We start from the raw sequence: 22818 nt of genomic DNA, 5'->3' as shown, positions 1-22818 counted from the left end.
CGCATTCATGGGCTTTGAAGAGCCGGGCCCATCGCCGTCAACGGCGGCCCCACCTCTTGACGACCCGTACCATTTCGACCACACCAGGGCGCGATCCATGCTGGAAACCAACCCGATTCACACCCAGATCAAGGACCTGTCTGAGCGGACAGACGTTCTTAGGGGGTATCTTTGACTATGCCGAGAAGAAGGATCGGCTAGAGGAAGTCACCCGCGAGCTCGAAGACCCGAACGTCTGGAGCGACCCGGAGTACGCCCAGAAGCTCGGCAAGGAGCGCGCCACGCTCGAGACCATCGTCGCGACCATCGACGAGCTCGACCAGGGCCTGGGCGATAGCCGGGATCTTCTGGAGCTTGCGGAGATGGAAGAGGACGAGGGCACCGTCGAGGAGGTCAAGCGCGAGCTCGACAGCATGCAGGCCGCGCTCGAAAAGCTCGAGTTCCGGCGCATGTTCGCCGGCGAGATGGACGAGAACAACGCTTATCTCGATATCCAGTCCGGCTCCGGCGGCACCGAGGCCCAGGACTGGGCCAATATCCTTTTACGCATGTACCTGCGCTGGGCGGAGCACCACGGCTTCAAGGCCGAGATCATCGAAGTCTCCGCCGGGGAAGTGGCGGGTATCAAATCGGCGTCGCTGCATATCCAGGGCGACCACGCCTTTGGCTGGCTCAGAACCGAAACCGGCGTGCACCGGCTGGTGCGCAAGAGCCCGTTTGACTCCGGCGGGCGTCGGCACACCTCGTTTGCCTCGGTGTTTTTGTCGCCGGAGGTCGATGACAGCTTCGAGGTCGAGATCAATCCGTCGGATCTGCGCGTGGACACCTACCGCTCCAGCGGCGCCGGGGGGCAGCACGTCAACACCACGGATTCCGCGGTGCGGATCACCCACGAGCCCACCGGTATCGTCGTCGCCTGCCAGAACCAGCGCAGCCAGCACGCCAACCGCGACTTCGCCATGAAGCAGTTGAAGGCGAAGCTGTGGGAGCACGAGATGCAAAAGCGCAACGCCGCCAAGCAGGAAGCGGAAGACTCCAAGGCCGACATTGGCTGGGGTAGCCAGATTCGCTCCTACGTGCTCGACGACCAGCGCATCAAGGATCTGCGCACCGGCGTGCAGTCCAGCAACTGCGACAAGGTGCTCGACGGCGATCTCGATCAATTTATCATCGCAAGCCTCAAGCAGGGTTTGTAATCTCTTTTGGGTTCGATCATTCAAGGGTGTCTGATGGCCAACCAGGACGCGTCTTCTGCGGAAAACGAAAATCATCTGATCATGGAGCGCCGGGGCAAGCTCGCCGCGCGCCGCGAAAGCGCCGCCGCCGCCGGCAAGAGCGCCTTTCCCAACGACTTTCGCCGGGATAGCCTGACCGTCGAGCTGCAAGCGCAGTTCGGCGAGAAAGACAAGGCGGAGCTCGAGGCGCTGGACCACCAGGCGGCGGTGGCCGGGCGCATCATGCGCAAGCGCGGCCCCTTCATCGTCATCCAGGACGTGGCCGGCCAGATCCAGCTCTACGTGGATAAAAAGGGCCTGCCCGCCGAGGTGCTCGAGGACATCAAGAGCTGGGATATCGGCGATATCGTCGCCGCCCGGGGCCCGGTGCACAAGTCCGGTAAGGGCGATCTCTACGTGATGATGATCGAGGCGACGCTTCTGACCAAGAGCCTGCGCCCGCTTCCGGACAAGTTCCATGGCCTGACCGACCAGGAGGCGCGCTACCGCCAGCGCTACGTCGACCTGATCATGAACCCGGAGTCGCGCCGGGCGTTTGAGACCCGCGCCGCGGTGATCAGCGCCATGCGCCGCTTCTTCGAGGAGAAGGGCTTCATGGAGGTGGAGACCCCCATGCTTCAGCCGATCCCCGGCGGGGCCACGGCGCGCCCGTTCATTACCCACCACAACGCGCTAGGCATGGACATGTACCTGCGCATCGCCCCGGAGCTCTATTTGAAGCGGCTGGTGGTGGGCGGCTTCGAGAAGGTCTTCGAGATCAACCGCAACTTCCGTAACGAAGGCCTCTCGACCCGGCACAACCCCGAGTTCACCATGGTCGAGTTCTACTGGGCCTACGCCGATTACAATGACCTGATGGACATGACCGAGGCGATGCTGCGCGCGGTGGCCCACAAGGTGCTCGGCACTACCACGGTGAGCTATCAGGGCAACGAGTACGATTTCGGCGCGCCGTTTCGTCGCCTCTCGCTCAAGGACTCGATTCTCGAGTACGGTGAGAGCATCGAGGCCGCTGAGCTCGAGACGCTCGAAAGCGCCGTAAAAGTGGCCGAGCGCGTCGGCGTGAAGGTGAAGCCGGGCTGGGGGCTTGGCAAGGTCCAGACCGAGATTTTCGAAGAGGTTGCCGAGCACCGGCTCGACCAGCCCACCTTTATTACCCACTACCCGGCGGAGGTCAGCCCGCTGGCAAGGCGCCACGACGCCGACCCCTTCGTCACCGACCGCTTCGAGTTCTTCGTTGGCGGACGTGAAATCGCCAACGGCTTCTCGGAGCTCAACGACGCCGAGGATCAGGCCGAGCGCTTTCGCGAGCAGGCCGCGGAAAAGGACGCGGGCGATCTCGAGGCGATGTACTACGACGCCGACTACGTGCGCGCGCTCGAGTACGGCATGCCGCCCACGGCGGGCGAGGGCATCGGCATCGACCGGCTGGTGATGCTGTTCACCGACAGCCCCTCGATTCGCGACGTGCTGCTGTTCCCGGCCATGCGCCCGGAAGTGGAGTGATCGCCAGCGGGGAAAAACGGCGTAATAGTTGGTAAGGGCGCGACTTAGCGCCCATAATGGTCAACGTTTCGACGGCGAGGAGAATCCCATGAAACTGCTGAACCGCTCCGCTTTGAGCGTCAGGCCGACCCAGCCCTTCGTGGACTGGATCAACGCGCTGGAACCCACCCTGGGCGACGACGATCTGACGCTTGCCGACGTCGAACGTGAAAGTACCATTTACCTGATTCCCGAGATGGACACGCCCGAGGCGCTCGAAACCTTTGTGCGCGAGCGCTGCGTGGAGATTCTCGAAACCGAGCTGCGCGCTTGGGAAGAGGACGAGCGCCAGTGGCCCGAGCCGCTGGACTGGTCGCTGTTCCAGGAGTTTCTTCACGTCGAGCACAGCTATCTGGCGATCGATCTCGACGACGAAACGGCGCTGGAAATTTCTGATGTCGACGACGCGCTGCTGCTCGACAACGACCCGGACTGACCAGGCCGTCATTTGCTGCTCTTGTGAAACCGGCTTCGGCCGGTTTTGTCGTTGAGGCGGCCTCAAGGAAACCCACTGCATGCGACTGTTCGAAGACCGCCCCGGCGACGACGGCCTGCCCGGCCGCGAGCGTGCGCTGGCACTCGCCGCGCTGATGACCGGCACCACCATGGCGGTGATGGACACCACCATGATCAATCTGGCGCTACCGGTGATCGCCCAGGACCTGGGCGCGTCGGCGTCGCGCTCGGTGTGGATCACCAACATCTTTCAGGTGGTGTGCGCGGCCTTTTTGCTGGTGTGCGCCGCGCTCAGCGAGCTGATTACCCGGCGTCGGCTCTACGTGTTCGGGCTTCTGATCTTCGTTATCGCCTCCGTTGGCGCGGCGCTGTCGCGAAGCCTCGAAACGCTGCTGGTGTTTCGGGCGCTGCAGGGCCTCGGCGCGGCGGCCACGCTCTCCATCGGGCCCTCGCTCTACCGGGTGATCTTTCCCTCGCGGCTTCTGGGCAGTGCGCTGGGCATGAGCGCGCTGGTGGTCGCCGGCGGCTACTCCGTTGGCCCCGCGATCAGCGGCGTGGTGCTGTCGTTTGCCGACTGGCCCTGGCTTTTTGCACTGAACGTGCCGGTGGGGCTTTGCGCGCTCGCCTTCGCCGCGCGCGCGCTGCCCCGGGAAACGCCGCGCTCGGGCAGTTTTGATCGCCGCGGGGCGCTTTACTCGATAGTGATGCTGGCAAGCTTCTTTCTGGCGATGGATGCGCTTGGCCACGCCGCACCCGGCCAGGGGGCGCTCTGGGCGGCGGCGTGCCTGGTGAGCGGGGCGCTGTTCATCCGGCGCCAGCGCCGGGCGAGCCACCCGCTTTTGCCGCTCGGCCTGTTTGAAGAGATGCGCTTTACCCTGGCCGTATCGGCGTCGGGGCTTGCGTTCATCGGCCAGGGGCTGACCTTCGTGGCGCTGTCGCTTTTCTACCAGAACCAGATGGGCCTGAGCCCGCTCGATACCGCGCTGCTCTTCACCCCCTGGCCGCTTTGCATCATGGTGGTAGGGCCGCTCGCCGGGCGCCTGGCGGACAAGGTCAACCCGAGCATTCTTTCGAGCGCAGGCCTCTGTTTTCTGATCGTCGGGCTCTCGGCGCTGGCGCTGGTGGACGAGTCCACGGGCGTGGCGGGCAGCCTCTGGCGCACGGCGCTGTGCGGGATCGGCTTCGGCCTTTTTCAGCCGCCCAACAACCGCGAAATGATGGCGAGCCTGCCGCCGGAGCGCAGCGCCAATGTCTCCGGGGTGATGAGCACGGTGCGCACCGTCGGCCAATCCTTCGGCGTGGCGGTGGTCGGCGCTGCGCTGGCGCTGGGGCTGTCGGTGCAGGCCACGCTCTGGTTCAGCGCCTTTACCACGCTGCTGGCGCTTTGCGTGAGCCTCTCGCGGGTGCGCCTGGCCGGGCGCGCGCTCGTTGAACGCCGGGCATCGTCGAGGCCCCGGTAAGGGCGTACAATGGGCGCATCCCTATCTCAAGGAGGCCTGTCATGACGTTGCAGACACAGATAGAGCAGAAATTAACGGCGCTGTCGCCGGACGTGCTGCGCGTAGAGAACGAAAGCCACATGCACAACGTGCCGGCCAATTCCGAAACCCACTTCAAGGTGACGCTGGTGTCCGAGAGCTTCGAGGCGATGATGCCGGTCAAGCGCCACCAGCAGATCTACGCGCTGCTGGCCGACGAGCTGTGCGGGCCGGTTCACGCGCTGGCGCTGCATCTTTATACGCCCAGCGAGTGGGCGGCCCGCGGCGGGGCGCGGCCGGATTCACCCAACTGCCTGGGCGGTCAGCGCGGCGAGGCGACGTGACCCCGGAAGCCAGCCGACGCCACTACCTGGACGCCATGGGCATCACCGCCTGGGCGTGCCGGTATCAGCTTCCCAACGCGCGGCCTACCGAAGCCTGCGAGTGGGAAGCGCCGGAGAAGGCGGCGCCGCGCCAGGCGCTGCACGCGCTACTCGACGAGCCCGCCGCCCCAAGGCCAGCACCGCCCCCGGCGGGCGCGCCCGGCCCGGCGCCAGCCGAACACGGCGCGCCCAAATCCGCCCGGGCACTGCTGGGCGATATCGCCCCCGCGCGACCAGAGCCCGCGCCCCAGGCGCCGGAAGCCGACCACACGCCCGCTACCGAGCCCGCGCCGCGCAGTGAGCCGGTCGAGTTCACGCTGACCTGCGCCTGTATCGACGGGCGCTGGCTGAGCCTGCACCCAGGCACGCTCGGCCCCGCCCAACAGCGGCTGTTGGCCAACATGCTAAGCGCCATCGGAGCGCCGGCCGCCCTGCCCACCTTCACGGTATTCAAGTGGCCGCCGATGGCCGGCGCGTTCACCGCGGACGACCCGCTGGGCGAAGCCCGCGAAGGCGTGGCGGCGTTCATCGAAGGCGCCGTACGCCGCCAGGGCTGGCAGCTCGAGCGCCTGCTGTTCTGGTCGGACGCAAACGATACCCTTGCCCGGGTGCTCGAACTCGAAAACGGCCAGAGCCGCACGCTCGGGCTTCCGGTCTGGCAGGCGCCAGCGCTTGAGTCGCTGACCGCTGGGGCAGCCAAGCGCGCGCTCTGGCCGGCGCTACGTCAGCTCGCCGAAGGCGATACCGGGTCGTGATTTGCGCGCTTTTGCCAACTGATCTGGGAGCGCTCACCGCTCTCGAGGCCGAGGCGCAAAGCGGGGCGAGCCCGCGCACGCTCGAGCGCGGGCTCGTCGACGACGCGGTGGTCATGCTCGGCGCATGGCGGAAAGAGGCGCTGGTCGGCTATGCGCTGGTGGCCAGGCTGCCTTTCGAGGCGGAGCTACAAATGATCAGCGTGGCGCCACGCCTGCGCGGGCAGGGCATCGGCAGGGCGCTTCTGGAAAAAACGCTTGCCGAGGCGCGAGCGTGGCAAAGCGAGCGGCTGCTGCTCGAGGTGCGCGCGGGCAACGCTGAGGCGATCAAACTCTACCAGGCGGCCGGGTTTAGTACCGATGGGCGAAGGAAGAACTACTACCCGGCCGCGGGTGCGGCCGGGCGAGAGGATGCGCTGTTGATGTCCCGCGCGCTTTGAAAGCGCTTGGCTCAGGCGCTTTCGGTGGCGCTGGCCTCGAACTTCGAAAGCACGCCCTGCAGGCGGCGCTCCCACTCCTCACGCTCCTGCTTGTATTCGGCATTTTCGCGGCGAAGCTCTTCGTTTTCGAGCTTCATAAGCTCCAGCGCCTCGACGGTATCGGTGACTTTCTGTTCCAGCTGATTGAATAGTTCAAGGCTCATGCCGACCTCCAAAAGCGGGGCAGAAACGCCTGCCCCCGGTAAATAACGCGTTGAGCGTAACGCCGCGCCGGCTATTGGGCAAGCACGCTTCGCCGGTAAAGCCGCGCGCTGGTTTCACCGGCGCTGGTTTCACGGTAAAGCTGCCAGTGGGCGGGCACACGGGCGTCCAGTTCGCGCTCGGTTTCCAGATAGATGAACGCCTCTGGCGCGAGCCAGCCACGCTCGAGCGCTTCACAACACGGCGCGGCGAGACCCTTTTTGAACGGCGGGTCGAGAAAGACCAGATCGAACGCACTCGGCGTGCCCGCCAGAAAGGCGTTGGCGTCTCGGGTCACGACGCGGGCGTTGTCGGCGCCGAGGGTGGCCAGGTTCTGCTCGATCAGCGCCGCCACGCGCGGGGTCAGCTCGACGAAGGTGGCCTCCAGCGCGCCGCGCGAAAGCGCCTCGATCCCCAGCGCCCCGGAGCCTGCGAACAGATCGAGCGCGCGCTTACCCAGAAGCGATGGGCCTAGCCAGTTGAACAGCGTTTCGCGTACCCGATCCGGAGTGGGGCGCAGGCCCGGGTGATCGAGCACGGGAAGCTGGCGGCGGCGGTAGTCACCGCCGATAATACGTAGCTTGCCGGCGGCCCTGGAGGCACCACCCGACACGGCGGTTTTACGGGAAGGGCGTTGTCGTTTCATGGGGCTGATTGTAGCGGGCTACTTGTCCAAAGTCCCGGTCGGCGATGGTAGGATGGTCACAATATTCCCCCTTTGAGTTGGATGCCCCCATGTTCGGTTTCTTGAAACGCAAGAAAAAGCAGGATTCGCAGCAGCAGGACGACCTGAAGCGGGACGAGTCGCAGCCAGGCGCATCGAGCGATGAGAGCGCCGCGCCCGACCCCGCTGTCGAAAAGCCCTCGGCAGAGGAACAGCCCGCCCCATCGCCGCGCCCCAGCGAGCCCGACGGCGAGCCGGGCCCGGAAAAACCCGAGATCGACCCCGAGCCTGAAAAGCCCGAAGTCGAGCCGGAGCCCGAGACGCCGGAAATCGAACCGGAACCCGAGAAGCCCGAGACAGCGCCGGAGCCCGAGAAACCCGAGGTCGAACCGACGCCCGAAACGCCGGAGATCGAGCCCGAGCCGCATCGGCCCGAGGCCGAACCCGAGGTCGAGCCGGCGCGCCGCCCCCCGGAGATCGACCCAAAGCCCGAGACGCCCGAGGTCGCCCCCGAGCCCCAGGCGCCAGAAGTCGAGCCGGGGCAGAGCGCCCCGAGCCCTTCCCCTCAGGATAAGCCGGTGGCGGCCACCCAGGAGAAGAAGGGCTTTTTCGCCCGTATCAAGTCAGGCCTTGGCAAGACCCGGGCCAACCTGACCGACGGCCTGGCGGATCTCTTTCTGGGCAAAAAGCAGATCGACGACGAGCTCCTCGAGGATCTCGAGACCCAGCTTTTGATGGCGGACGTCGGCATCGAGGCGACCACCGAGATTATCGAGCGCTTGCAGACGCGGGTGTCTCGCAAGGAGCTCAACGACCCCCAGGCGCTCTACAAGGGCCTTCAGGAGGAGCTTTCGCGGATGCTCGCGCCGGTGGCCAGGCCGCTCGATTTGAACCGGGAGGGCGCCGGCCCCTTCGTCATTCTGGTGGTCGGCGTCAACGGCGTGGGCAAGACCACCACCATCGGCAAGCTGACCCAGCGCTTTCAGCGGGAGGGTAAAAGCGTCATGCTCGCCGCCGGCGACACCTTCCGCGCCGCCGCGGTCGAGCAGCTCAAGGTGTGGGGCGAGCGTAACCGCGTGCCGGTGATCGCCCAGCACACCGGCGCCGACAGCGCCTCGGTAATTTATGATGCGGTGTCCGCGGCCAAATCCCGCGGGGTCGACGTGCTGATCGCCGATACCGCCGGGCGCCTTCACAACAAGAGCCACCTGATGGAGGAGCTCAAGAAGGTCCACCGCGTGATGCAGAAAATCGACGAAAGCGCTCCTCACGAGGTGATGCTGGTGCTCGACGCCGGCACTGGCCAGAATGCCATCTCCCAGGCGAGCACCTTCAACGAGGCGGTGCCGGTCAGCGGCATCACGCTCACCAAGCTCGACGGCACCGCCAAGGGCGGGGTGATCTTCGCGTTGGCCAAGCAGCTCGAAACACCGATTCGTTTTATCGGCGTGGGCGAGGGTCTGGACGACCTGCGGCCTTTCAACGCCGACGACTTCGTTAGCGCGCTGTTCGACCCGCAAGAGAGCGCCGCCGAGGCATGATCGCTTTTGAGCACGTGGGCAAGCGCTACGGCGGGCGCTTCGAGGCGCTGGCGCACCTCAATTTCCGTATCAGGCAGGGCGAAATGGTGTTTCTCACCGGCCACTCCGGGGCGGGCAAGAGCTCGCTTTTGCGCCTGATCATGCGCCTTGAAAAACCCAGCCGCGGGCGGGTGGTGGTCGCCGGGCACGATATCGCCAGGCTGCACGCAAGCCAGGTGCCGTTCTACCGCCGCCAGATCGGCGTGGTGTTTCAGGACCACCAGCTTTTGTTCGATCGCAGCGTGTTTAAAAACGTGGCGCTGCCGCTGGAGATCCAGGGGCTCGAGCCGCGGGAATCCGCCCGCCGGGTGCGCGCCGCACTCGACAAGGTGGGACTTCTGCACCGCGAGAAGGCGCTGCCGATCGAGCTCTCCGGCGGCGAGCAGCAGCGCGTCGGCATCGCCCGCGCGGTGGTCAATAAGCCCGCTTTGCTGCTCGCCGATGAGCCCACCGGTAATCTCGACCCGCATCTGTCCGCCGACATCATGGGGCTGTTCGAGGACTTCAACCGCATCGGAACCACGGTGATGATCGCAAGCCACGACCTGGCGCTGATCGCCCGCCTGCGCCACCGCATTCTGCGCCTGCGCGACGGCCGCCTGATCGGCGATGAGGGGGCGGTATGAAGCGCCCGACACCGCCGCCCGGCGCCGCCACCCGCCGCAGCGGTGCGGTGAGCCGGCGCGGCGACGCCAAAGTCAAAGCCACCCCGCCGCCCGAGCCGCGCGCGCCGAAGCCCAAGCCCACAGGCCCCGGATTTGGCAGTCGAGCGCGCGCCTGGGGGCGCCACCACCGTGCCATGCTCGGCGACAGCCTTTACCGGCTGGTGCGTCACCCGCTGGGTAATCTTCTCACCATGCTCGCCATCGCGATCGCCCTGGTGCTGCCCGCCGCCCTCTGGCTGACCCTCGACAGCGCCCGGCTGCTCGACGCCGAGCTCGATGAAAGCGCTACGCTTACCGTGTATCTCGACACCCAGGTGGATCAGGCCCAGGCCGCGCGCATCGAAGAGGCGGTGAGCGCCGAGACCGGCGTCGGCCAGACCCGGCTGATCAGCGCCGAGGAAGGCATGGCGGAGTTTCAGCGCTCGCTGGGGCTCGAGGAGACGCTGATGGGGCTCGACGAGAACCCGCTGCCGGCGAGTATCGTGATCAACCCGCAAAGCGTTGAGCCCGACGCGATGCAGGCGCTCGCCGGGCAGCTCGAGACGCTTGCCGGGGTGGATGAAGTGCGCCTGGACCTGGCCTGGGTCGAGCGGCTTCGCCACCTGGCGAATCTTGGTCGGCGCGTGGCGCTGGCGCTTGGGGTGCTGTTCGGCTTTGGCGTGCTGCTGGTGGTGGGCAACACTATTCGGCTCTCGGTGGAGAGCCGGCGCCGCGAAATCGAAGTGGTCATGCTGATCGGTGCGACCCACGCCTTCGTGCGCCGCCCGTTTCTCTATAGCGGGGCCTGGTACGGCGTAGGCGGTGGCCTGATCGCACTTTTGCTGCTGGTGGTCGGCAATCACTGGCTGTCGCTGCCGGTGGCGGCGCTGGCGCAAAGCTACGGGGCGAGCTTTGCGCTTCCGCAGCTCGATATGACAGGCTCTACAATTTTGCTATCCTGCAGTACACTACTGGGCTGGCTGGGAGCGTGGCTTGCGGTATCGCGCCACCTCTCCAGCATTCGCCCGCGCTGAGCCGGTTCCAGGCGCGGGTGGCTGCCGACCCCCAAGCGGATTCGGGCAGCCTGAACCTTATACTTTAGTTGTGGTCCGAGTAATTACCCTGACTCGCTATGTCGATCGTGAACCGCAGGCGCTGGATCATGGTGATGACGATAGCAGGTCGACCAGCATTGGTGACAAGGAGACCATCTGCATGGGCACTAGTCTTCTACCGGTGGGACAGCTTTCTCCAGGCAACGACCTGGGCGGTTACATTCAAGCGGTCAACGGCATTTCTGTCCTCACTGTCGAAGAGGAGCAGGCGTTGGCGCATCGCCTGTACGATGAAGGCGATCTCGAAGCGGCGCGGCGGCTGGTCATGTCGCACCTGCGCTTCGTCGTTCACATTGCGCGCAGCTACTCGGGCTACGGGCTGCCCCAGGCCGACCTGATCCAGGAAGGCAACGTAGGCTTGATGAAGGCGGTCAAGCGCTTCGACCCCAACCAGGGCGTGCGGCTGGTTTCCTTCGCCGTGCACTGGATCAAGGCCGAGATTCACGAGTTCGTGCTGCGCAACTGGCGCATCGTCAAGATCGCGACCACCAAGGCGCAGCGTAAGCTCTTTTTCAACCTGCGCAGCGCGAAAAAACGCTTGGCCTGGTTGAACAACGACGAAGTCAACGCCATCGCAAAAGACCTCGATGTCAAACCGGAAATCGTACGCGACATGGAAGGGCGGCTGTCGGCCTTCGATGCCGGCTTCGACGCCTCGCCGAGTGACGACGAGGACAGCCCCTACCAGGCGCCGGCGCAGTTTCTCGACGATGCCACCCTGGACCCGGCGACCCAGCTCGAGGACAGCGATTTCGAAGAGGACTCCACGCGGCGGCTGCAGGGCGCGCTCAGAGAACTCGACGAACGCTCCCGCGACATCCTTCAGCGCCGCTGGCTGACCGACGACAAGTCGACGCTGCACGATCTGGCCGACGTTTACGGCGTCAGCGCCGAGCGTATTCGCCAGCTCGAAAAGAACGCGATGAAGAAGCTTCGTGCGAAAATGGGCGATACCCTCGCCGCCTGATTGCAAGCGATGAAAAGTGAAAAACCCCGGCATTCACCGGGGTTTTTTCATGCCTGCACGTTTGAATAGAGCTGTCAGGCGGGCAGGGCGCTCTCTTTCAATAGTCCGGAGGCGATCAGCGTCCACTGATCGTCCCAGTACTCGGTCGGGATGCGCTTGAAGTCGCTGCGCACGTACTGCGAAATGCGTCCCTCGGCCTGGGCGATGAGCAAATTCGCCGCCGCCGAGGCGGTGATGGTCGTGCGCCGCCCTTCGCGGATTTCTGCCTCACGCAGGATCTGCTTGAGCTGAGTCTCCAGACGTTCGAAGAGCTGGTGCACGCGCTGTCTGAGCCTGGCCGTCTCGCCGGTGAGCACGTCACCGCCAAGAACCCGGGCAAGCCCCGGGTTTTTCTCCGCAAAGCCCAAAAGCAGCGAGAGGATCGTCGCGCAGCGCCGCTCGGCGTCGGGAATGTCCTCGAGAATGCGCGTGATGCGCGCAAAGATGCTCTCTTCGATGTAGTCGATCAGGCCTTCGAACATGCGCGCTTTGCTGGGAAAGTGGCGGTAAAGCGCCGCCTCCGAGACGCCGACCTGGCGGGCAAGCGCGGCGGTGGTGATGCGCTTGCCGCTGTCCTCCTCGAGCATGATCGCCAGCGCCTGCAGGATCTGGTCGCGGCGGCGAGGTTTTTGTTCGTCGCTCATGGGAACCCCCTGCCTTAACCGGCGTCGCTGATCAGGGTGCCCACGCCCGCCCGGGTGAAGATTTCGAGCAGGATAGCGTGAGGGACGCGCCCATCGACGATCTGGGCGCTGACGACGCCGCCCTTGACCGCTTCCAGCGCGCAGCGGATCTTTGGCAGCATGCCGCCGTAGATGGTGCCGTCTTCGATCAGCTCGTCGACCTGAGCGGTCGTCAGTCCGGTGAGGACCTCGCCTTCGCTGTTCATCAGCCCCGCCACGTTGGTCAAAAGCATCAGCTTCTCGGCGCAGAGCGCCTCGGCGAGCTTGCCGGCGACCAGGTCGGCATTGATGTTGTAGCTGTGGCCCTCGGCGTCGACGCCGATCGGCGCGATCACCGGGATGAAGTCGCGGTTGGTGAGCATCTCGATCAAATCGGTTGAGATCGACTCCACCTCACCAACGTGGCCGATATCGATGATCTCGGGGGCGGTCATTTCCGGGCTCTTGTGCTCGACCTTGAGCTGGCGGGCGCGAATCTGGGCGCCATCCTTGCCGGTCAGGCCGATCGCCTTGCCGCCGCACTGGTTGATCAGGTTGACGATGCTCTTGTTGACCAGACCGCCCAGCACCATCTCGACCACGTCCATGGTCTGGGCGTCGGTGACGCGCATGCCATTGACGAAGCGCGATTCGATGTTGAGCTTCTCCAGAAGACTTCCGATCTGCGGGCCGCCGCCGTGGACCACCACCGGGTTGATGCCGACCTCCTTCATCAGCACGATGTCGCGGGCGAAGGAGTCGATCAGGGTGTCCTCGGTCATGGCGTTGCCGCCGTACTTGACCACCACGGTCTTGCCGGAGAACTGCTGGATATAGGGAAGCGCCTCTGACAGCACCTCCACGACGACCCTGGGGTCGCGGCTTTCTGGATTCATTGCTCTATCCCTTGGCTTGTCTTTTTTTTGCGGCGCGGTGGCCGTTAGGGCGCGTTGGGCGCGCTCTTGTAGGTCGGCGTAGCAATCGCGGTGATGTCGAGCTCGGGCGCGGTGCGGGCCAGGGCCCTTGCAAAGCGCGCCCGGATGGTCGAGAGCGCCGCTTCGCTCGCCCCTTCGAAGCGAAGCACCAGCGCCGGCGTGGTGTTCGAGGCCCGGCAGAGCCCGAAACCATCGACGTAGTCCACGCGAATGCCGTCGATCATGGTCTTGATACCTTCGCCGAAGTCGCCATCGCTGGCAAGCGCTCTGACCAGCTCGAATTTTTCTTCATCCGCCACCGCAATATTGATTTCCGGGGTACTGATTTCCTGGGGGAAACGCGCGAACAGCGCCTCGGCACTCTCGCGTTGGCCGCCCAGAATCTCCAGAAGCCGCGCGGCGGCGTAGAGGCCGTCGTCGAAGCCGTACCAGCGCTCCTTGAAGAAAATGTGCCCGCTCATTTCACCGCCAAGCAGCGCCCCGGTTTCGATCATGCGCGCTTTGATCAGCGAGTGGCCGGTGCGCCACATTTCCGGCGCACCGCCGGCACCGGTAATGGTGTCGGCAAGGCTGCGGCTGCACTTGACGTCGAAGATCACGCCGGCGCCCGGCTGGCGGGAGAGCAGGTCGGTGGCGAACAGCGCCAGCAAATGGTCCGGCTTGATGATTTGCCCACTTTGGGTGACCACGCCGAGGCGGTCGCCGTCGCCGTCGAAGGCAAGCCCGATATCCGCGTTCTGGCGGCGCACCTCGTCGATCAGCGCTGTGAGATTTTCCGGCTTGCCCGGGTCCGGGTGGTGGTTCGGAAAGCGCCCGTCGATTTCATCGAAAAGCGGCGTGGTGCGAACGCCCAGGCGCCGGATCAGCTCGGGGCCGAGCTCGCCGGCCACGCCGTTGCCGCAGTCGACCACCGCGTGCAGCGGCCGGGCCACGCGGATGTCGTGTGTGATGCGCTCAAGATACGCCTCGCGCACGTCCACTTTTCGGTAGTGGCCTTCACCCCGGGCCAGCTCGCCGCGATCGATGCGCTGGTAAAGCGCGGTCACGGTGTCGTTTGATAGCGTCTCGCCGCCGAGCACGATCTTGAAGCCGTTGTACTCCGGCGGGTTGTGGCTTCCGGTAATCATCACCCCGGAGCGGCTGGCCGCCAGCGTGTGGGTGGCGAAGTAGAGTACCGGTGTGGGTACCCGGCCGATGTCGATGACGTCGACCCCGGCGCGCAGGAGTCCCGCGACCAGCGCCTCACGCAGCCCGGGCCCGGAGAGGCGGCCATCGTAGGCGACGATCACCGCGCGCTCGCCGCGCGCGAGCGCTTCACTGCCGACGGCCTGGCCGATCAGCGCGGTGGTTGCCTCGGTGAGCGTGTCGTCGACCACGCCGCGGATGTCGTAGGCGCGAAAGATGGAGGCGGGTACCGTCATGGGCGTGTCCTGGCGTCGGTCGAAAAGGGGGCGCGAAAAAGGATTAGCTGCGCCCGGTGCTGCCGAAGCCGCCGGCGCCGCGTGCGCTCTGCTCGAAACGCTCGACGACATCGAGGCGGGCCTGCACTACCGGTACTAATACGTACTGGGCGAGGCGCTCGAAGGGCTCGATGGTGAAGCTCGTCTGGCCCCGGTTCCATACCGAGATCTTGAGCTCGCCCTGGTAGTCCGAGTCGATCAGGCCGACCAGGTTGCCCAGCACGATGCCGTGTTTGTGGCCAAGCCCGGAGCGCGGCAGGATCATGCCGGCAAGTCCCGGGTCACCGATATGCAGCGCAAGGCCGGTGCCCACGAGCTCGCACTCGCCGGGGGCGAGGGTGAGCGGGGCGTCGAGCAGTGCGCGCAGATCCATCCCCGCCGAGCCTTCGGAGCCGTAGGTGGGCAGGTAATCGCGCATGCGCTCGTCGAGCACCATGCATTGAAGAGGGGCGTGGCTCATGAAAAGGGTTCCGCGTTGAAGTTGGTCAGTGAAAGCGCTTGATCGATGATCGCGCGGGCCAGCATACGCTTGGACTGGGCCGGGGCGCTCTGGCACTCGATGCCCTGGGGCGTTTGCCAGACCAGCAGCGCCGCGTTGTCGTCGCTGCCAAAGCCCAGGCCCTCCCGGGAAACGTCGTTGGCAACGATCATGTCGAGGTTCTTGCGCGCCAGCTTGTCGGCGGCGTAGCGCTCGAGCTCGCGGGTCTCGGCGGCGAAGCCGACTACGAAGGGGCGCGCGGGCGCCTTGAGCGCGGCGACCTCGGCAATGATGTCCGGGTTCTTGACTAGCGTCAGCGTCAGGGTGTCGCTATCGCCGGTTTTCTTGATCTTGTGCTCGGCGGGGTGCTCGGCGCGGTAATCCGCCACCGCCGCGCAGCCGATGAACAGCGCCGCGTGGGGGGCCAAACGAAGCGCCTCGCGCTGCATGTCGAGCGCGCTTTCGACGTCGATACGCGTGACGCCTGAAGGCGTTGCCAGACTCACCGGGCCGCTGATCAGCGTCACCCGAAAGCCCGCCTCGACGGCGGCGGTGGCCAGCGCATAGCCCATCTTGCCGGAACTCTTGTTGGTCAAGTAGCGCACAGGGTCGAGGGGTTCCCGGGTGGGGCCTGCGGTGATCACCGCGTGGGGCCGCTCGTCATTCGTCATGGCGAGCGGCGGGGCGAGCTTGTCTGTCAGCGCCTGAACGATCTCCTCGGGCTCGCTCATGCGCCCCGGGCCCACGTCGCCGCAGGCCTGCTCGCCGGCGGCGGGGCCTATTACCTGCCAACCGTCCTCGACGAGCTTTCGCGCGTTACGCTGGCTCGCCGGGTGGCGCCACATCGCCTGGTTCATCGCCGGGGCTATGAGCCTGGGCGCCTCGCAGGCAAGGCTCAGCGTGGTGAGCAGGTCGTCGGCCAAGCCGTGAACGAGCCGGGCGATCAGGTCCGCCGTGGCCGGGGCAATCAAGAGCGCATCCGCCCAGCGGGCGAGTTCGATATGGCCCATACCGGCCTCGGCTTCCGGGTCCAGCAGCGAGGTGCGTACCGCCTCGCCGCTAAGCGCCTGAAGCGTGAGAGGGGTGATGAACGCCTGGGCGCCGTCGGTCATCACCACGCGCACGTCGCCGCCGGCCTGTTTGATCAGCCGAGTGATCTGGGCGCTTTTATAGGCGGCGATGCCGGCGCTGACGCCGAGCAGGATGCGCTTTCCCGCAAGAGTCGATGCGGGCGAATTGAGGTGCGAAGCCATGGAACGCTCCTGAGTGAGAACCGGGCAAGGCGCCGCCGCGCCGCTTTCAGGGCGTTCACCATACCATTTGGGCGGCGGTTTTGGCAGGTTCGGCCGTTGCCTTCTAGGCTAGGTATAGTGAGCGCTGGCGGGGTGGGCAGGGGCTGCGGGCGCGCCAATGATAACAACGCGCAAGGGGAGGGGTATGGGCATCAACCACTGGCCGGAGGGTGAGCGCCCCCGGGAGAAACTTTTGACCCTGGGCGCCCAGACGCTCTCGGATGCCGAGCTTCTGGCGATCTTTCTACGCGTCGGGGTGAAGGGGCGCTCGGCGGTGGATCTGGCCCGCGATCTGCTCACCCGCTTTGGCGGCTTGAGGCCGCTTCTGGAGTCGGACCAGAGCGCCTTTTGCCAGGCGCATGGGCTGGGGGAGGCGAAGTTCGCCCAGCTTCAGGCCACGCTCGAACTCTCCAGGCGACATCTGGCCGCTCAGCTCGCCCGCGGCAACGCGCTGACCTCGCCGTCGCTCGTGCGCCACTACCTGCGCTCGCAGCTAAGGCATCTCGGGCACGAAGAGTTCGCGGTGCTGTTTCTCGATACCCAGCACCGAATCATTCGCTACGAGGCGCTGTTTCGCGGTACACTTGACAGCGCATCGGTGTATCCTCGCGATGTCGCCAAACGCGCCCTGGAGCTCAACGCGGGCGCGGTGATTCTGGCGCACAACCATCCCTCGGGCGTTGCCGAACCAAGCGACGCTGACCGGCGCATCACCGAGCGTCTGAGTCAGGCGCTGGGGTTGTTCGATGTTCGCGTGCTCGACCACTTCGTGGTGGGGGATGCCGATGTGATCTCTTTTGCCGAGCGCGGCTGGCTGTAAAAACGCCGGACGCTTGACCGCTCAGGGGCCTTTTTGACCCCAGCGGCACGCTTTTGCTTGCCGCCGAGTGGCTGCTCTGGTATAAAGTGCCACCTTTAAACTTGGGTTGAATAACGGATTCGGGTAAAGCCAGCCTCTCAGGCGTCGACTCCCTCCCTTCCGGTTTGCCCGACAGTTTTGAACACTCAGGCTTATACCCTGGCCAAGCGGTTGGAGGCTCTCATGTCCAAAGTATGTCAGGTTACCGGCAAGCGTCCGGTAACAGGTAACAACGTTTCACACTCCCAGCGTAAGACGCGTCGTCGTTTCTTGCCGAACCTGCACACGCATCGTTTCTGGGTCGAGTCCGAGAACCGTTTCGTGAAGCTGCGTATCTCTTCCAAGGGCATGCGCATCATCGACAAGAAAGGCATCGAAACCGTGCTGGCGGATATCCGCAAGCGTGGCGACGCCATCTAAGCTCGTTTTCAGCTATTCATTAGCGATGCATTTTGGGAGATTGAACCATGCGCGATAAAATTCGTCTGGTGTCCAGCGCCGGTACCGGCCACTTCTACACCACCGACAAGAACAAGCGGAACACCCCGGACAAGTTCGAATTCAAGAAATTCGACCCGGTCATCCGCAAGCACGTCATCTACAAGGAAGCGAAGATCAAGTAATTTCGATTACCCTGATCGGCTTTCACCGCAGGCGAGCGCCTGTTGAAAACCCGGCCCTAAAAGCCGGGTTTTTGCATGCCCGCTTCCCGCGTTCGACACGCCGGCGTCATACCCGGCGGTTATGCTTTTGATTCGAGCCTTGAAAGGGGGCCGCCATGCCCGAGTTGCCCGAAGTCGAAACCACCCGGCGAGGGATTGCGCCCTACGTCGAGGGCCAGGAGATCGTCGAGGTGCGCGTGCGCAATCGCCGCCTGCGTGTGCCGGTACCGGAGGATTTCGAGCAGCGCCTGGTGGGCGCGCGGGTATTGAGTGTGGCGCGCCGGGCCAAGTACCTGCGCCTGGCGCTAACGGGTGCGCCTTTTGATGCCACACTGTTGTGGCATTTGGGCATGTCCGGCAGCCTGCGCATCGCCCGCGTCGGCGATCTGCCCAAAAAGCACGATCACGTGGATCTGGTGACCGGCCAGGGCTTCGTGCTTCGCTATCATGATCCGCGCCGCTTCGGCTTCGTCGACTGGCAGCGCGGCGACGCCGCTGAAGACCCACGCCTTGCTCACCTGGGCCCGGAGCCTCTTGAAGATGACTTCGACGGCGATTGGCTCTACCGGCTCTCGCGGGGCAAGCGCACGGCGGTCAAGCCCTTCTTGATGGACAACCGCGTGGTGGTCGGGGCGGGCAATATTTACGCCGCCGAGGCGCTGTTCATCGCCGGCATCGACCCGCGCCGAAGCGCCGGGCGCATCTCGAAAGCGCGCTATGAGCGTCTGGCCGGGGCGGTCAAGGAGGTGCTGGCCGCCGCCATCACTCAGGGCGGCACCACGCTTCGCGATTTCGTCAGCGGTCAGGGCGAGCCTGGCTACTTCGCCCAGCGGCTCAACGTCTACGGGCGCCAGGGCCAGGCCTGCCCACGCTGTGGGACGACGCTTTCGCGCATCGTACTGGGCCAGCGGGCGAGCGTTTTCTGCCCCGGCTGTCAGCGTTAACATACCCCTTACGCTTTACCCTGTTTCTGGAGAGACCTGTGACCCAACGCCTGCGCTTGAACAAGAATGCCGACCGCCGCTTGAAGGCGGGGCATCTGTGGATCTACTCCAACGAAGTGGATATCAAGGAGACGCCGCTCAAGGAGTTCGCCGCCGGTGACGCCGCGCTGATCGAGGCTTCCAACGGCAAGGCGATCGGCGTGGCCTACGTCAATCCGCACTCGCTGATCTGCGCGCGCATCCTGTCGCGCGACCCGCAGATGCGCCTGGACCGCTCGCTGTTCGTTCACCGCTTCAACCAGGCGCTGGCGCTGCGCCAGCGGATGTTCGACAAGCCCTTCTACCGGCTGATTCACGGTGAAGGCGATCTGCTGCCCGGGCTGATCATCGACCGCTTCGGCGACGTGCTGGTGGTGCAGCTCAATACCGCAGGCATGCAGGCGCTGGCCGACGAGATCGTCGATGCGCTCGAGAAGGTCGTCAAGCCCGAGGTGATCGTGTTCCGTAACGACACCGGCGGGCGCCGTCAGGAGGGCCTGGAGGCCCAGGTCGAGGTGGTCAAGGGGACGCTTCCCGATGAGGTGCTGATCGAGGAGAACGGCGCGCGCTTCGTGGTGCCGGTACTCGACGGTCAGAAGACCGGCTGGTTTTTCGATCACCGCGTCAACCGCGCCTGGCTCAACGGCCAGGTGGCGGGCAAGCGGGTGCTGGACGTATTCAGCTACGTGGGCGGCTGGGGCGTTCAGGCGGCAGCCAGCGGCGCTTCCGAGGTGCTCTGTATCGATGCATCAGGCAAGGCGCTCGAGCAGGTGGCGCGCAACGCCGAGCTCAACGGCGTTCACGAGCAGGTGGCGATCGGCGAAGGCGACGCGTTTGATGCGCTGGCCTCGCTCAAGGCCGACGGCGAGCAGTTCGACGTGGTGATTCTCGACCCGCCGGCGTTCATCAAAAAGCGCAAGGACATTCCCAACGGCGAGCGCGCCTACGCGCGGCTCAACCGCGAGGCGATGCGCCTTCTCGGCCGCGACGGGCTGCTGTTGTCGGCGTCCTGCTCGATGCACCTGGCGCACGACCGGCTGGTCGACGTGGTGCGCGGCGCGGTGCGCCACCAGGACCGCCACGGCCAGGTGATCTTCCAGGGGCACCAGGGGCCGGATCACCCGGTGCACCCGGCGATTCCCGAAACCGCCTACCTCAAGGCGCTGGGCGTGCGCGTTTACCGCGATTAAAAACGAAGGAGCGGTTATGGAGTGGGCGCTACCTGAGCCTTACGTGCTGAGCTTTACCGTAGAGACGGAGGCGATCGACGCCTATGGCCACGTCAACAACGGCGAGTACCTGCGCTGGGTCGAGCGTATCAGTTGGGCCCACTCCGAAGCGCTGGGGCTCGATCTCGCCCGCTACCGCGAACTCGACCGGGCGATGGTGGTGCACCGCCACGAGCTCGATTATCTGGCGCCGGCTTATGCAGGCGATGAGCTCACGCTCGCCACCTGGATCGTCGAGTGCGACGGGCGCATGCGCTTGACCCGGCGGTTCCAGCTCCAGCGTGAACGCGACGGTAAGACGCTCCTGGCGGCGCGCACCGTGTTCGTCTGCACCGCGCTCTCCAGCGGGCGGCCCAAACGCCTGCCCGAGAAGTATCGGCGCATTTATGGCGATGCGGTGGTTGAGGGTGGTGAGGGGTGAGTAATGAGAGGTGAATGGTGAATGGTGAGCGGTGAGTGATTGGAGTGGATTTTTCTGTTAACGCGCGGTTGAAGTGGGGATTTTCTGTTGATAAACGCCGTTGAAGGCGTTTTTCTCGTTTTCGGCGGTGCCGATGGCAGCGGGTTTCGACTGTGCTGTAATGGAGGACGACACGCCAATGACAATACGCTGTGAGGTCCACCATGCAGATCGCCGTTCCCCGGGAAATCAAGAATCACGAATACCGCGTTGCCCTGACGCCCACCGGCGCGCGAGAGCTCGTCGAGCGCGGCCATACGGTCAGCGTGCAGGCTGGTGCCGGTGAAGGCGCCGGCTTCGATGACGCCGAATTTGAAGCGGCGGGCGCGCGTATCGAGGCCGATGTCGACGCGCTCTGGCAAGGCGCCGAGCTGATTCTGAAGGTCAAGGAGCCCCAGCCCGATGAGGTCGCGCGGCTGACCCCCGAGCATACGCTGTTCACCTACCTGCATCTGGCGGCGGAGAAAACCCTCACCCAGGGGCTAGTCGAGAGTGGCGCGACCTGCATCGCCTATGAAACCATCGTCGACGCCAGGGGCGGGCTTCCGCTACTGGCGCCGATGAGCACCGTAGCCGGGCGCATGGCGGTACAGGCCGGCGCCCACAGCCTGGAAAAAGCCCAGGGCGGCGCCGGCGTGCTGCTACCCGGCGTGCCCGGCGTGGCACCGGGCAAGGTCACGGTGATCGGCGGCGGCGTGGTGGGCGAAAACGCTGCGCGCATGGCGCTGGGCCTCGGCGCCGACGTGACCATTCTGGACCGCTCGGTGGCGCGCCTGGAGGTGCTCGATGACCGCTACCAGGGGCGGCTGAAGACCGTCTACTCCACGGCGGATGCGCTGGAGGAGGCGGCGAAGACCTCGGACATGATCATCGGCGCGGTGCTGATTCCCGGTGCCGCGGCGCCAAAGCTCATCACCCGCGCGATGCTTTCGCACATGAAGCCGGGCAGCGTGCTGGTGGATGTCGCCATCGACCAGGGTGGCTGTTTCGAAACGAGCCGGCCCACGACCCACGCCGAGCCCACCTACATCGTCGACGGGATCGTTCACTACTGCGTGGCGAACATGCCCGGTGCCGTGGCGCGCACCTCGACCCTGGGATTGACCAACGCCACGCTCCCCTTCGTGCTGGCGCTGGCCGACAAGGGCTGGCGCAAGGCGCTCAAGGATGATGCCCACTTCGCGCCGGGGCTCAACGTCCACGCCGGCAAGATTACCTACCGCGCGGTGGCCGAGGCGTTCGGTTTCGAGTACGTGGCGGGTGAGTCGCTTTTTTAAAAGGCGCGCAGGCGAGCCGTTGATGGCTCAGTAGTGCGGGGGCACGTCGTCTTCAAAACGGTGTGCCCTTTCGTTTGTCTGGGCGGTGTGGTCGCTGTGCTGCTCGCGCAGCCGGTCGCGCATAAGCGCGCTGATTCGCTCGAGTTTCTCCAGCTGGCGGGCCTGAATCGCTACGGTTTGATCGAGGGTGTCGAGCCAGTGTTCCTGGTAGGCGAGCTTGCTCTCGAGTGCTTCGAGGCGGCGCTCGAACTCGGCGGGCGATAGTTCCCTTGTCATGATAAGATCAAACCTTCGGTAGTGTATGCTCGGTACGATTAGCCTGTTTCCAGCGTCATCAAAACGCCACTGTTGCGGCATTTAGTGCAAGAAGCGGGGTGGTTGTCATCGTATCGCGTATTTTCCCTGTTTGTTACCCTACAAAAAAGAGAGCTTTTTTCATCCATGAACCCAAAAGTTGTTGTTCGCTGTTTATTGATCAGTGTATTGCTCGCCGCTCCCACGCCACTGCTGCTGGCCGGTCTCGTTCATCTGACCGATGCGCCGCTCGCCGAGCAGTGGCTCTCGGAGTTGGCCATCATTGGTACCACCGGTGTGTACATCGCCGTGGCGCTGGGGAGTTTCCTTGTCTTGCTGGTTGGCACCCTGGCCGCGGCGGCGTTCGCGCCCCCTGTGGTCGTCAGTGCCGAAACGGTACGTGTTCGAAGCGCCTCACGCCCGGCGGAGCCGGTCGAGGAGGAGCCTGAGGATGTGATCGACCCCAACGATGGGCGCGAAGAGGGGGAGGTCAAGTGGTTCAATACCAATAAAGGCTACGGCTTCATCACCCGTGACAACGGTGAGGACGTGTTCGTGCACTTTCGCGCCATTCGCGGGCGCGGCCCGCGCATGCTCGCCGAAGGGCAGATCGTGCGCTATCACGTGATTCAGAACGACCGCGGTTTACAGGCCGACGATGTGAGCATTATCGAGTCCTGATCATTGCC

Annotated in this window: 27 protein-coding genes; 19 read left to right on the top strand and 8 right to left on the bottom strand. The window is 65.0% G+C overall.

Annotation, left to right across the window (positions count from 1 at the left end; all coding sequences use genetic code 11):
- Window positions 1-97 precede the first annotated feature (97 nt).
- From prfB to rimI, 7 genes are all read left to right on the top strand, one after another.
- A protein-coding gene (gene prfB / locus ACGK9R_RS14925) for a peptide chain release factor 2 (RefSeq protein ID WP_394582659.1) occupies window positions 98-1196 on the top strand; the annotation gives its coding sequence in 2 pieces (ribosomal slippage) (window positions 98-172 and window positions 174-1196; 1098 coding nt in all).
- Between the two features lie 33 nt (window positions 1197-1229).
- Window positions 1230-2741 (top strand): lysine--tRNA ligase, encoded by a 1512-nt coding sequence (gene lysS, locus ACGK9R_RS14920; protein ID WP_394582657.1) that lies wholly within the window; start codon window positions 1230-1232, stop codon window positions 2739-2741.
- 88 nt (window positions 2742-2829) lie between these two features.
- Window positions 2830-3216, top strand: a complete 387-nt coding sequence (locus ACGK9R_RS14915) for a hypothetical protein (protein WP_394582654.1) — start codon at window positions 2830-2832, stop codon at window positions 3214-3216.
- A gap of 79 nt (window positions 3217-3295) precedes the next feature.
- Window positions 3296-4696, top strand: a complete 1401-nt coding sequence (locus ACGK9R_RS14910; RefSeq protein ID WP_394582652.1) for an MFS transporter — start codon at window positions 3296-3298, stop codon at window positions 4694-4696.
- A 41-nt stretch (window positions 4697-4737) separates the two neighbouring features.
- Window positions 4738-5058 carry a BolA family protein gene (locus ACGK9R_RS14905; protein ID WP_394582650.1) on the top strand — a complete coding sequence of 107 codons (321 nt, stop codon included), beginning with the start codon at window positions 4738-4740 and terminating at the stop codon, window positions 5056-5058.
- Window positions 5055-5852 (top strand): hypothetical protein, encoded by a 798-nt coding sequence (locus tag ACGK9R_RS14900; RefSeq protein ID WP_394582648.1) that lies wholly within the window; start codon window positions 5055-5057, stop codon window positions 5850-5852. Before ACGK9R_RS14905 ends, ACGK9R_RS14900 begins: the two co-directional genes overlap by 4 nt.
- Window positions 5849-6289, top strand: a complete 441-nt coding sequence (rimI, locus tag ACGK9R_RS14895; protein WP_394582646.1) for a ribosomal protein S18-alanine N-acetyltransferase — start codon at window positions 5849-5851, stop codon at window positions 6287-6289. The genes ACGK9R_RS14900 and rimI overlap by 4 nt, the downstream gene beginning before the upstream one ends.
- 11 nt (window positions 6290-6300) lie before the next feature.
- On the opposite strand, the gene zapB is transcribed toward rimI, so the two are convergent.
- Window positions 6301-6492, bottom strand: coding sequence for a cell division protein ZapB (zapB, locus tag ACGK9R_RS14890; RefSeq protein WP_394582644.1), 192 nt, complete (start codon window positions 6490-6492; stop codon window positions 6301-6303).
- A gap of 71 nt (window positions 6493-6563) precedes the next feature.
- Window positions 6564-7175 (bottom strand): 16S rRNA (guanine(966)-N(2))-methyltransferase RsmD, encoded by a 612-nt coding sequence (rsmD, locus tag ACGK9R_RS14885; RefSeq protein WP_394582642.1) that lies wholly within the window; start codon window positions 7173-7175, stop codon window positions 6564-6566.
- A gap of 89 nt (window positions 7176-7264) precedes the next feature.
- On the opposite strand from rsmD, the gene ftsY reads away from it, so the two are divergent.
- The 4 genes from ftsY to rpoH all read left to right on the top strand — a co-directional run bounded on the left by ftsY (window position 7265) and on the right by rpoH (window position 11499).
- Window positions 7265-8734 (top strand): signal recognition particle-docking protein FtsY, encoded by a 1470-nt coding sequence (gene ftsY, locus ACGK9R_RS14880; protein WP_394582640.1) that lies wholly within the window; start codon window positions 7265-7267, stop codon window positions 8732-8734.
- The gene (gene ftsE, locus ACGK9R_RS14875) at window positions 8731-9399 is read left to right on the top strand and encodes a cell division ATP-binding protein FtsE (protein WP_394582637.1); all 669 of its coding nucleotides are present in this window, start codon (window positions 8731-8733) and stop codon (window positions 9397-9399) included. The genes ftsY and ftsE overlap by 4 nt, the downstream gene beginning before the upstream one ends.
- Window positions 9396-10451 (top strand): permease-like cell division protein FtsX, encoded by a 1056-nt coding sequence (gene ftsX / locus ACGK9R_RS14870; protein ID WP_394582635.1) that lies wholly within the window; start codon window positions 9396-9398, stop codon window positions 10449-10451. Before ftsE ends, ftsX begins: the two co-directional genes overlap by 4 nt.
- A 181-nt stretch (window positions 10452-10632) precedes the next feature.
- The gene (gene rpoH, locus ACGK9R_RS14865) at window positions 10633-11499 is read left to right on the top strand and encodes an RNA polymerase sigma factor RpoH (RefSeq protein ID WP_394582633.1); all 867 of its coding nucleotides are present in this window, start codon (window positions 10633-10635) and stop codon (window positions 11497-11499) included.
- A 74-nt stretch (window positions 11500-11573) separates the two neighbouring features.
- Here rpoH and slmA read toward each other — a convergent pair whose 3' ends face one another.
- Genes slmA through coaBC form a run of 5 tightly spaced genes read right to left on the bottom strand, consistent with a single transcriptional unit; the run spans window position 11574 to window position 16326 of the window.
- Window positions 11574-12182 (bottom strand): nucleoid occlusion factor SlmA, encoded by a 609-nt coding sequence (gene slmA / locus ACGK9R_RS14860; protein ID WP_394582630.1) that lies wholly within the window; start codon window positions 12180-12182, stop codon window positions 11574-11576.
- 14 nt (window positions 12183-12196) lie between these two features.
- Window positions 12197-13096, bottom strand: coding sequence for an acetylglutamate kinase (gene argB / locus ACGK9R_RS14855; RefSeq protein WP_394582628.1), 900 nt, complete (start codon window positions 13094-13096; stop codon window positions 12197-12199).
- A gap of 44 nt (window positions 13097-13140) precedes the next feature.
- The gene (locus ACGK9R_RS14850) at window positions 13141-14556 is read right to left on the bottom strand and encodes a phosphomannomutase/phosphoglucomutase (protein ID WP_394582626.1); all 1416 of its coding nucleotides are present in this window, start codon (window positions 14554-14556) and stop codon (window positions 13141-13143) included.
- A gap of 43 nt (window positions 14557-14599) precedes the next feature.
- Window positions 14600-15055, bottom strand: coding sequence for a dUTP diphosphatase (dut, locus tag ACGK9R_RS14845; protein ID WP_394582624.1), 456 nt, complete (start codon window positions 15053-15055; stop codon window positions 14600-14602).
- Window positions 15052-16326, bottom strand: coding sequence for a bifunctional phosphopantothenoylcysteine decarboxylase/phosphopantothenate--cysteine ligase CoaBC (gene coaBC, locus ACGK9R_RS14840; RefSeq protein ID WP_394582622.1), 1275 nt, complete (start codon window positions 16324-16326; stop codon window positions 15052-15054). Before coaBC ends, dut begins: the two co-directional genes overlap by 4 nt.
- A 184-nt stretch (window positions 16327-16510) precedes the next feature.
- Here coaBC and radC point away from each other — a divergent pair, with 184 nt between their 5' ends.
- The 7 genes from radC to ald all read left to right on the top strand — a co-directional run bounded on the left by radC (window position 16511) and on the right by ald (window position 21835).
- A complete protein-coding gene (gene radC / locus ACGK9R_RS14835; protein WP_394582620.1) occupies window positions 16511-17185 on the top strand; it encodes a DNA repair protein RadC in 675 nt (224 codons plus the stop codon).
- A 222-nt stretch (window positions 17186-17407) separates the two neighbouring features.
- A complete protein-coding gene (gene rpmB / locus ACGK9R_RS14830) occupies window positions 17408-17644 on the top strand; it encodes a 50S ribosomal protein L28 (RefSeq protein WP_394582619.1) in 237 nt (78 codons plus the stop codon).
- A 47-nt stretch (window positions 17645-17691) separates the two neighbouring features.
- Complete coding sequence (rpmG, locus tag ACGK9R_RS14825) at window positions 17692-17847, top strand: 50S ribosomal protein L33 (RefSeq protein ID WP_394582617.1); 156 nt, start codon at window positions 17692-17694, stop codon at window positions 17845-17847.
- Window positions 17848-18002: 155 nt separating this feature from the next.
- Window positions 18003-18830, top strand: a complete 828-nt coding sequence (gene mutM / locus ACGK9R_RS14820; protein ID WP_394582615.1) for a bifunctional DNA-formamidopyrimidine glycosylase/DNA-(apurinic or apyrimidinic site) lyase — start codon at window positions 18003-18005, stop codon at window positions 18828-18830.
- Between the two features lie 38 nt (window positions 18831-18868).
- Entirely contained in the window at window positions 18869-20059 is a 1191-nt protein-coding gene (locus ACGK9R_RS14815) for a class I SAM-dependent rRNA methyltransferase (protein WP_394582612.1), read from the top strand.
- 16 nt (window positions 20060-20075) lie between these two features.
- Complete coding sequence (locus ACGK9R_RS14810) at window positions 20076-20519, top strand: acyl-CoA thioesterase (RefSeq protein ID WP_394582610.1); 444 nt, start codon at window positions 20076-20078, stop codon at window positions 20517-20519.
- A gap of 203 nt (window positions 20520-20722) precedes the next feature.
- Window positions 20723-21835 (top strand): alanine dehydrogenase, encoded by a 1113-nt coding sequence (gene ald / locus ACGK9R_RS14805; RefSeq protein WP_394582608.1) that lies wholly within the window; start codon window positions 20723-20725, stop codon window positions 21833-21835.
- Between the two features lie 27 nt (window positions 21836-21862).
- Here ald and ACGK9R_RS14800 read toward each other — a convergent pair whose 3' ends face one another.
- A complete protein-coding gene (locus ACGK9R_RS14800; protein ID WP_394582606.1) occupies window positions 21863-22111 on the bottom strand; it encodes a SlyX family protein in 249 nt (82 codons plus the stop codon).
- A 165-nt stretch (window positions 22112-22276) separates the two neighbouring features.
- Between ACGK9R_RS14800 and ACGK9R_RS14795 the strand changes: the two genes are divergently transcribed.
- Window positions 22277-22810, top strand: coding sequence for a cold-shock protein (locus ACGK9R_RS14795; RefSeq protein WP_394582604.1), 534 nt, complete (start codon window positions 22277-22279; stop codon window positions 22808-22810).
- Window positions 22811-22818: the final 8 nt, after the last annotated feature.

The organism is Halomonas sp. HNIBRBA4712 (assembly GCF_043558675.1).
GTDB lineage: Bacteria > Pseudomonadota > Gammaproteobacteria > Pseudomonadales > Halomonadaceae > Vreelandella.
The sequence above is the reverse complement of the archived record's forward strand: the minus strand, read 5'-3'. Positions and strand labels throughout refer to the sequence as shown.

Excerpts from the sequence above, each read along its gene's own strand:
- lysS (WP_394582657.1), top strand. The coding sequence starts at position 1,230 with ATGGCCAACCAGGACGCGTCTTCTGCGGAAAACGAAAATCATCTGATC.
- ACGK9R_RS14915 (WP_394582654.1), top strand. The coding sequence starts at position 2,830 with ATGAAACTGCTGAACCGCTCCGCTTTGAGCGTCAGGCCGACCCAGCCC.
- ACGK9R_RS14910 (WP_394582652.1), top strand. The coding sequence starts at position 3,296 with ATGCGACTGTTCGAAGACCGCCCCGGCGACGACGGCCTGCCCGGCCGC.
- ACGK9R_RS14905 (WP_394582650.1), top strand. The coding sequence starts at position 4,738 with ATGACGTTGCAGACACAGATAGAGCAGAAATTAACGGCGCTGTCGCCG.
- zapB (WP_394582644.1), bottom strand. The coding sequence starts at position 6,492 with ATGAGCCTTGAACTATTCAATCAGCTGGAACAGAAAGTCACCGATACC.
- rsmD (WP_394582642.1), bottom strand. The coding sequence starts at position 7,175 with ATGAAACGACAACGCCCTTCCCGTAAAACCGCCGTGTCGGGTGGTGCC.
- ftsY (WP_394582640.1), top strand. The coding sequence starts at position 7,265 with ATGTTCGGTTTCTTGAAACGCAAGAAAAAGCAGGATTCGCAGCAGCAG.
- ftsE (WP_394582637.1), top strand. The coding sequence starts at position 8,731 with ATGATCGCTTTTGAGCACGTGGGCAAGCGCTACGGCGGGCGCTTCGAG.
- ftsX (WP_394582635.1), top strand. The coding sequence starts at position 9,396 with ATGAAGCGCCCGACACCGCCGCCCGGCGCCGCCACCCGCCGCAGCGGT.
- rpoH (WP_394582633.1), top strand. The coding sequence starts at position 10,633 with ATGGGCACTAGTCTTCTACCGGTGGGACAGCTTTCTCCAGGCAACGAC.
- slmA (WP_394582630.1), bottom strand. The coding sequence starts at position 12,182 with ATGAGCGACGAACAAAAACCTCGCCGCCGCGACCAGATCCTGCAGGCG.
- argB (WP_394582628.1), bottom strand. The coding sequence starts at position 13,096 with ATGAATCCAGAAAGCCGCGACCCCAGGGTCGTCGTGGAGGTGCTGTCA.
- ACGK9R_RS14850 (WP_394582626.1), bottom strand. The coding sequence starts at position 14,556 with ATGACGGTACCCGCCTCCATCTTTCGCGCCTACGACATCCGCGGCGTG.
- dut (WP_394582624.1), bottom strand. The coding sequence starts at position 15,055 with ATGAGCCACGCCCCTCTTCAATGCATGGTGCTCGACGAGCGCATGCGC.
- coaBC (WP_394582622.1), bottom strand. The coding sequence starts at position 16,326 with ATGGCTTCGCACCTCAATTCGCCCGCATCGACTCTTGCGGGAAAGCGC.
- radC (WP_394582620.1), top strand. The coding sequence starts at position 16,511 with ATGGGCATCAACCACTGGCCGGAGGGTGAGCGCCCCCGGGAGAAACTT.
- rpmB (WP_394582619.1), top strand. The coding sequence starts at position 17,408 with ATGTCCAAAGTATGTCAGGTTACCGGCAAGCGTCCGGTAACAGGTAAC.
- rpmG (WP_394582617.1), top strand. The coding sequence starts at position 17,692 with ATGCGCGATAAAATTCGTCTGGTGTCCAGCGCCGGTACCGGCCACTTC.
- mutM (WP_394582615.1), top strand. The coding sequence starts at position 18,003 with ATGCCCGAGTTGCCCGAAGTCGAAACCACCCGGCGAGGGATTGCGCCC.
- ACGK9R_RS14810 (WP_394582610.1), top strand. The coding sequence starts at position 20,076 with ATGGAGTGGGCGCTACCTGAGCCTTACGTGCTGAGCTTTACCGTAGAG.
- ald (WP_394582608.1), top strand. The coding sequence starts at position 20,723 with ATGCAGATCGCCGTTCCCCGGGAAATCAAGAATCACGAATACCGCGTT.
- ACGK9R_RS14800 (WP_394582606.1), bottom strand. The coding sequence starts at position 22,111 with ATGACAAGGGAACTATCGCCCGCCGAGTTCGAGCGCCGCCTCGAAGCA.
- ACGK9R_RS14795 (WP_394582604.1), top strand. The coding sequence starts at position 22,277 with ATGAACCCAAAAGTTGTTGTTCGCTGTTTATTGATCAGTGTATTGCTC.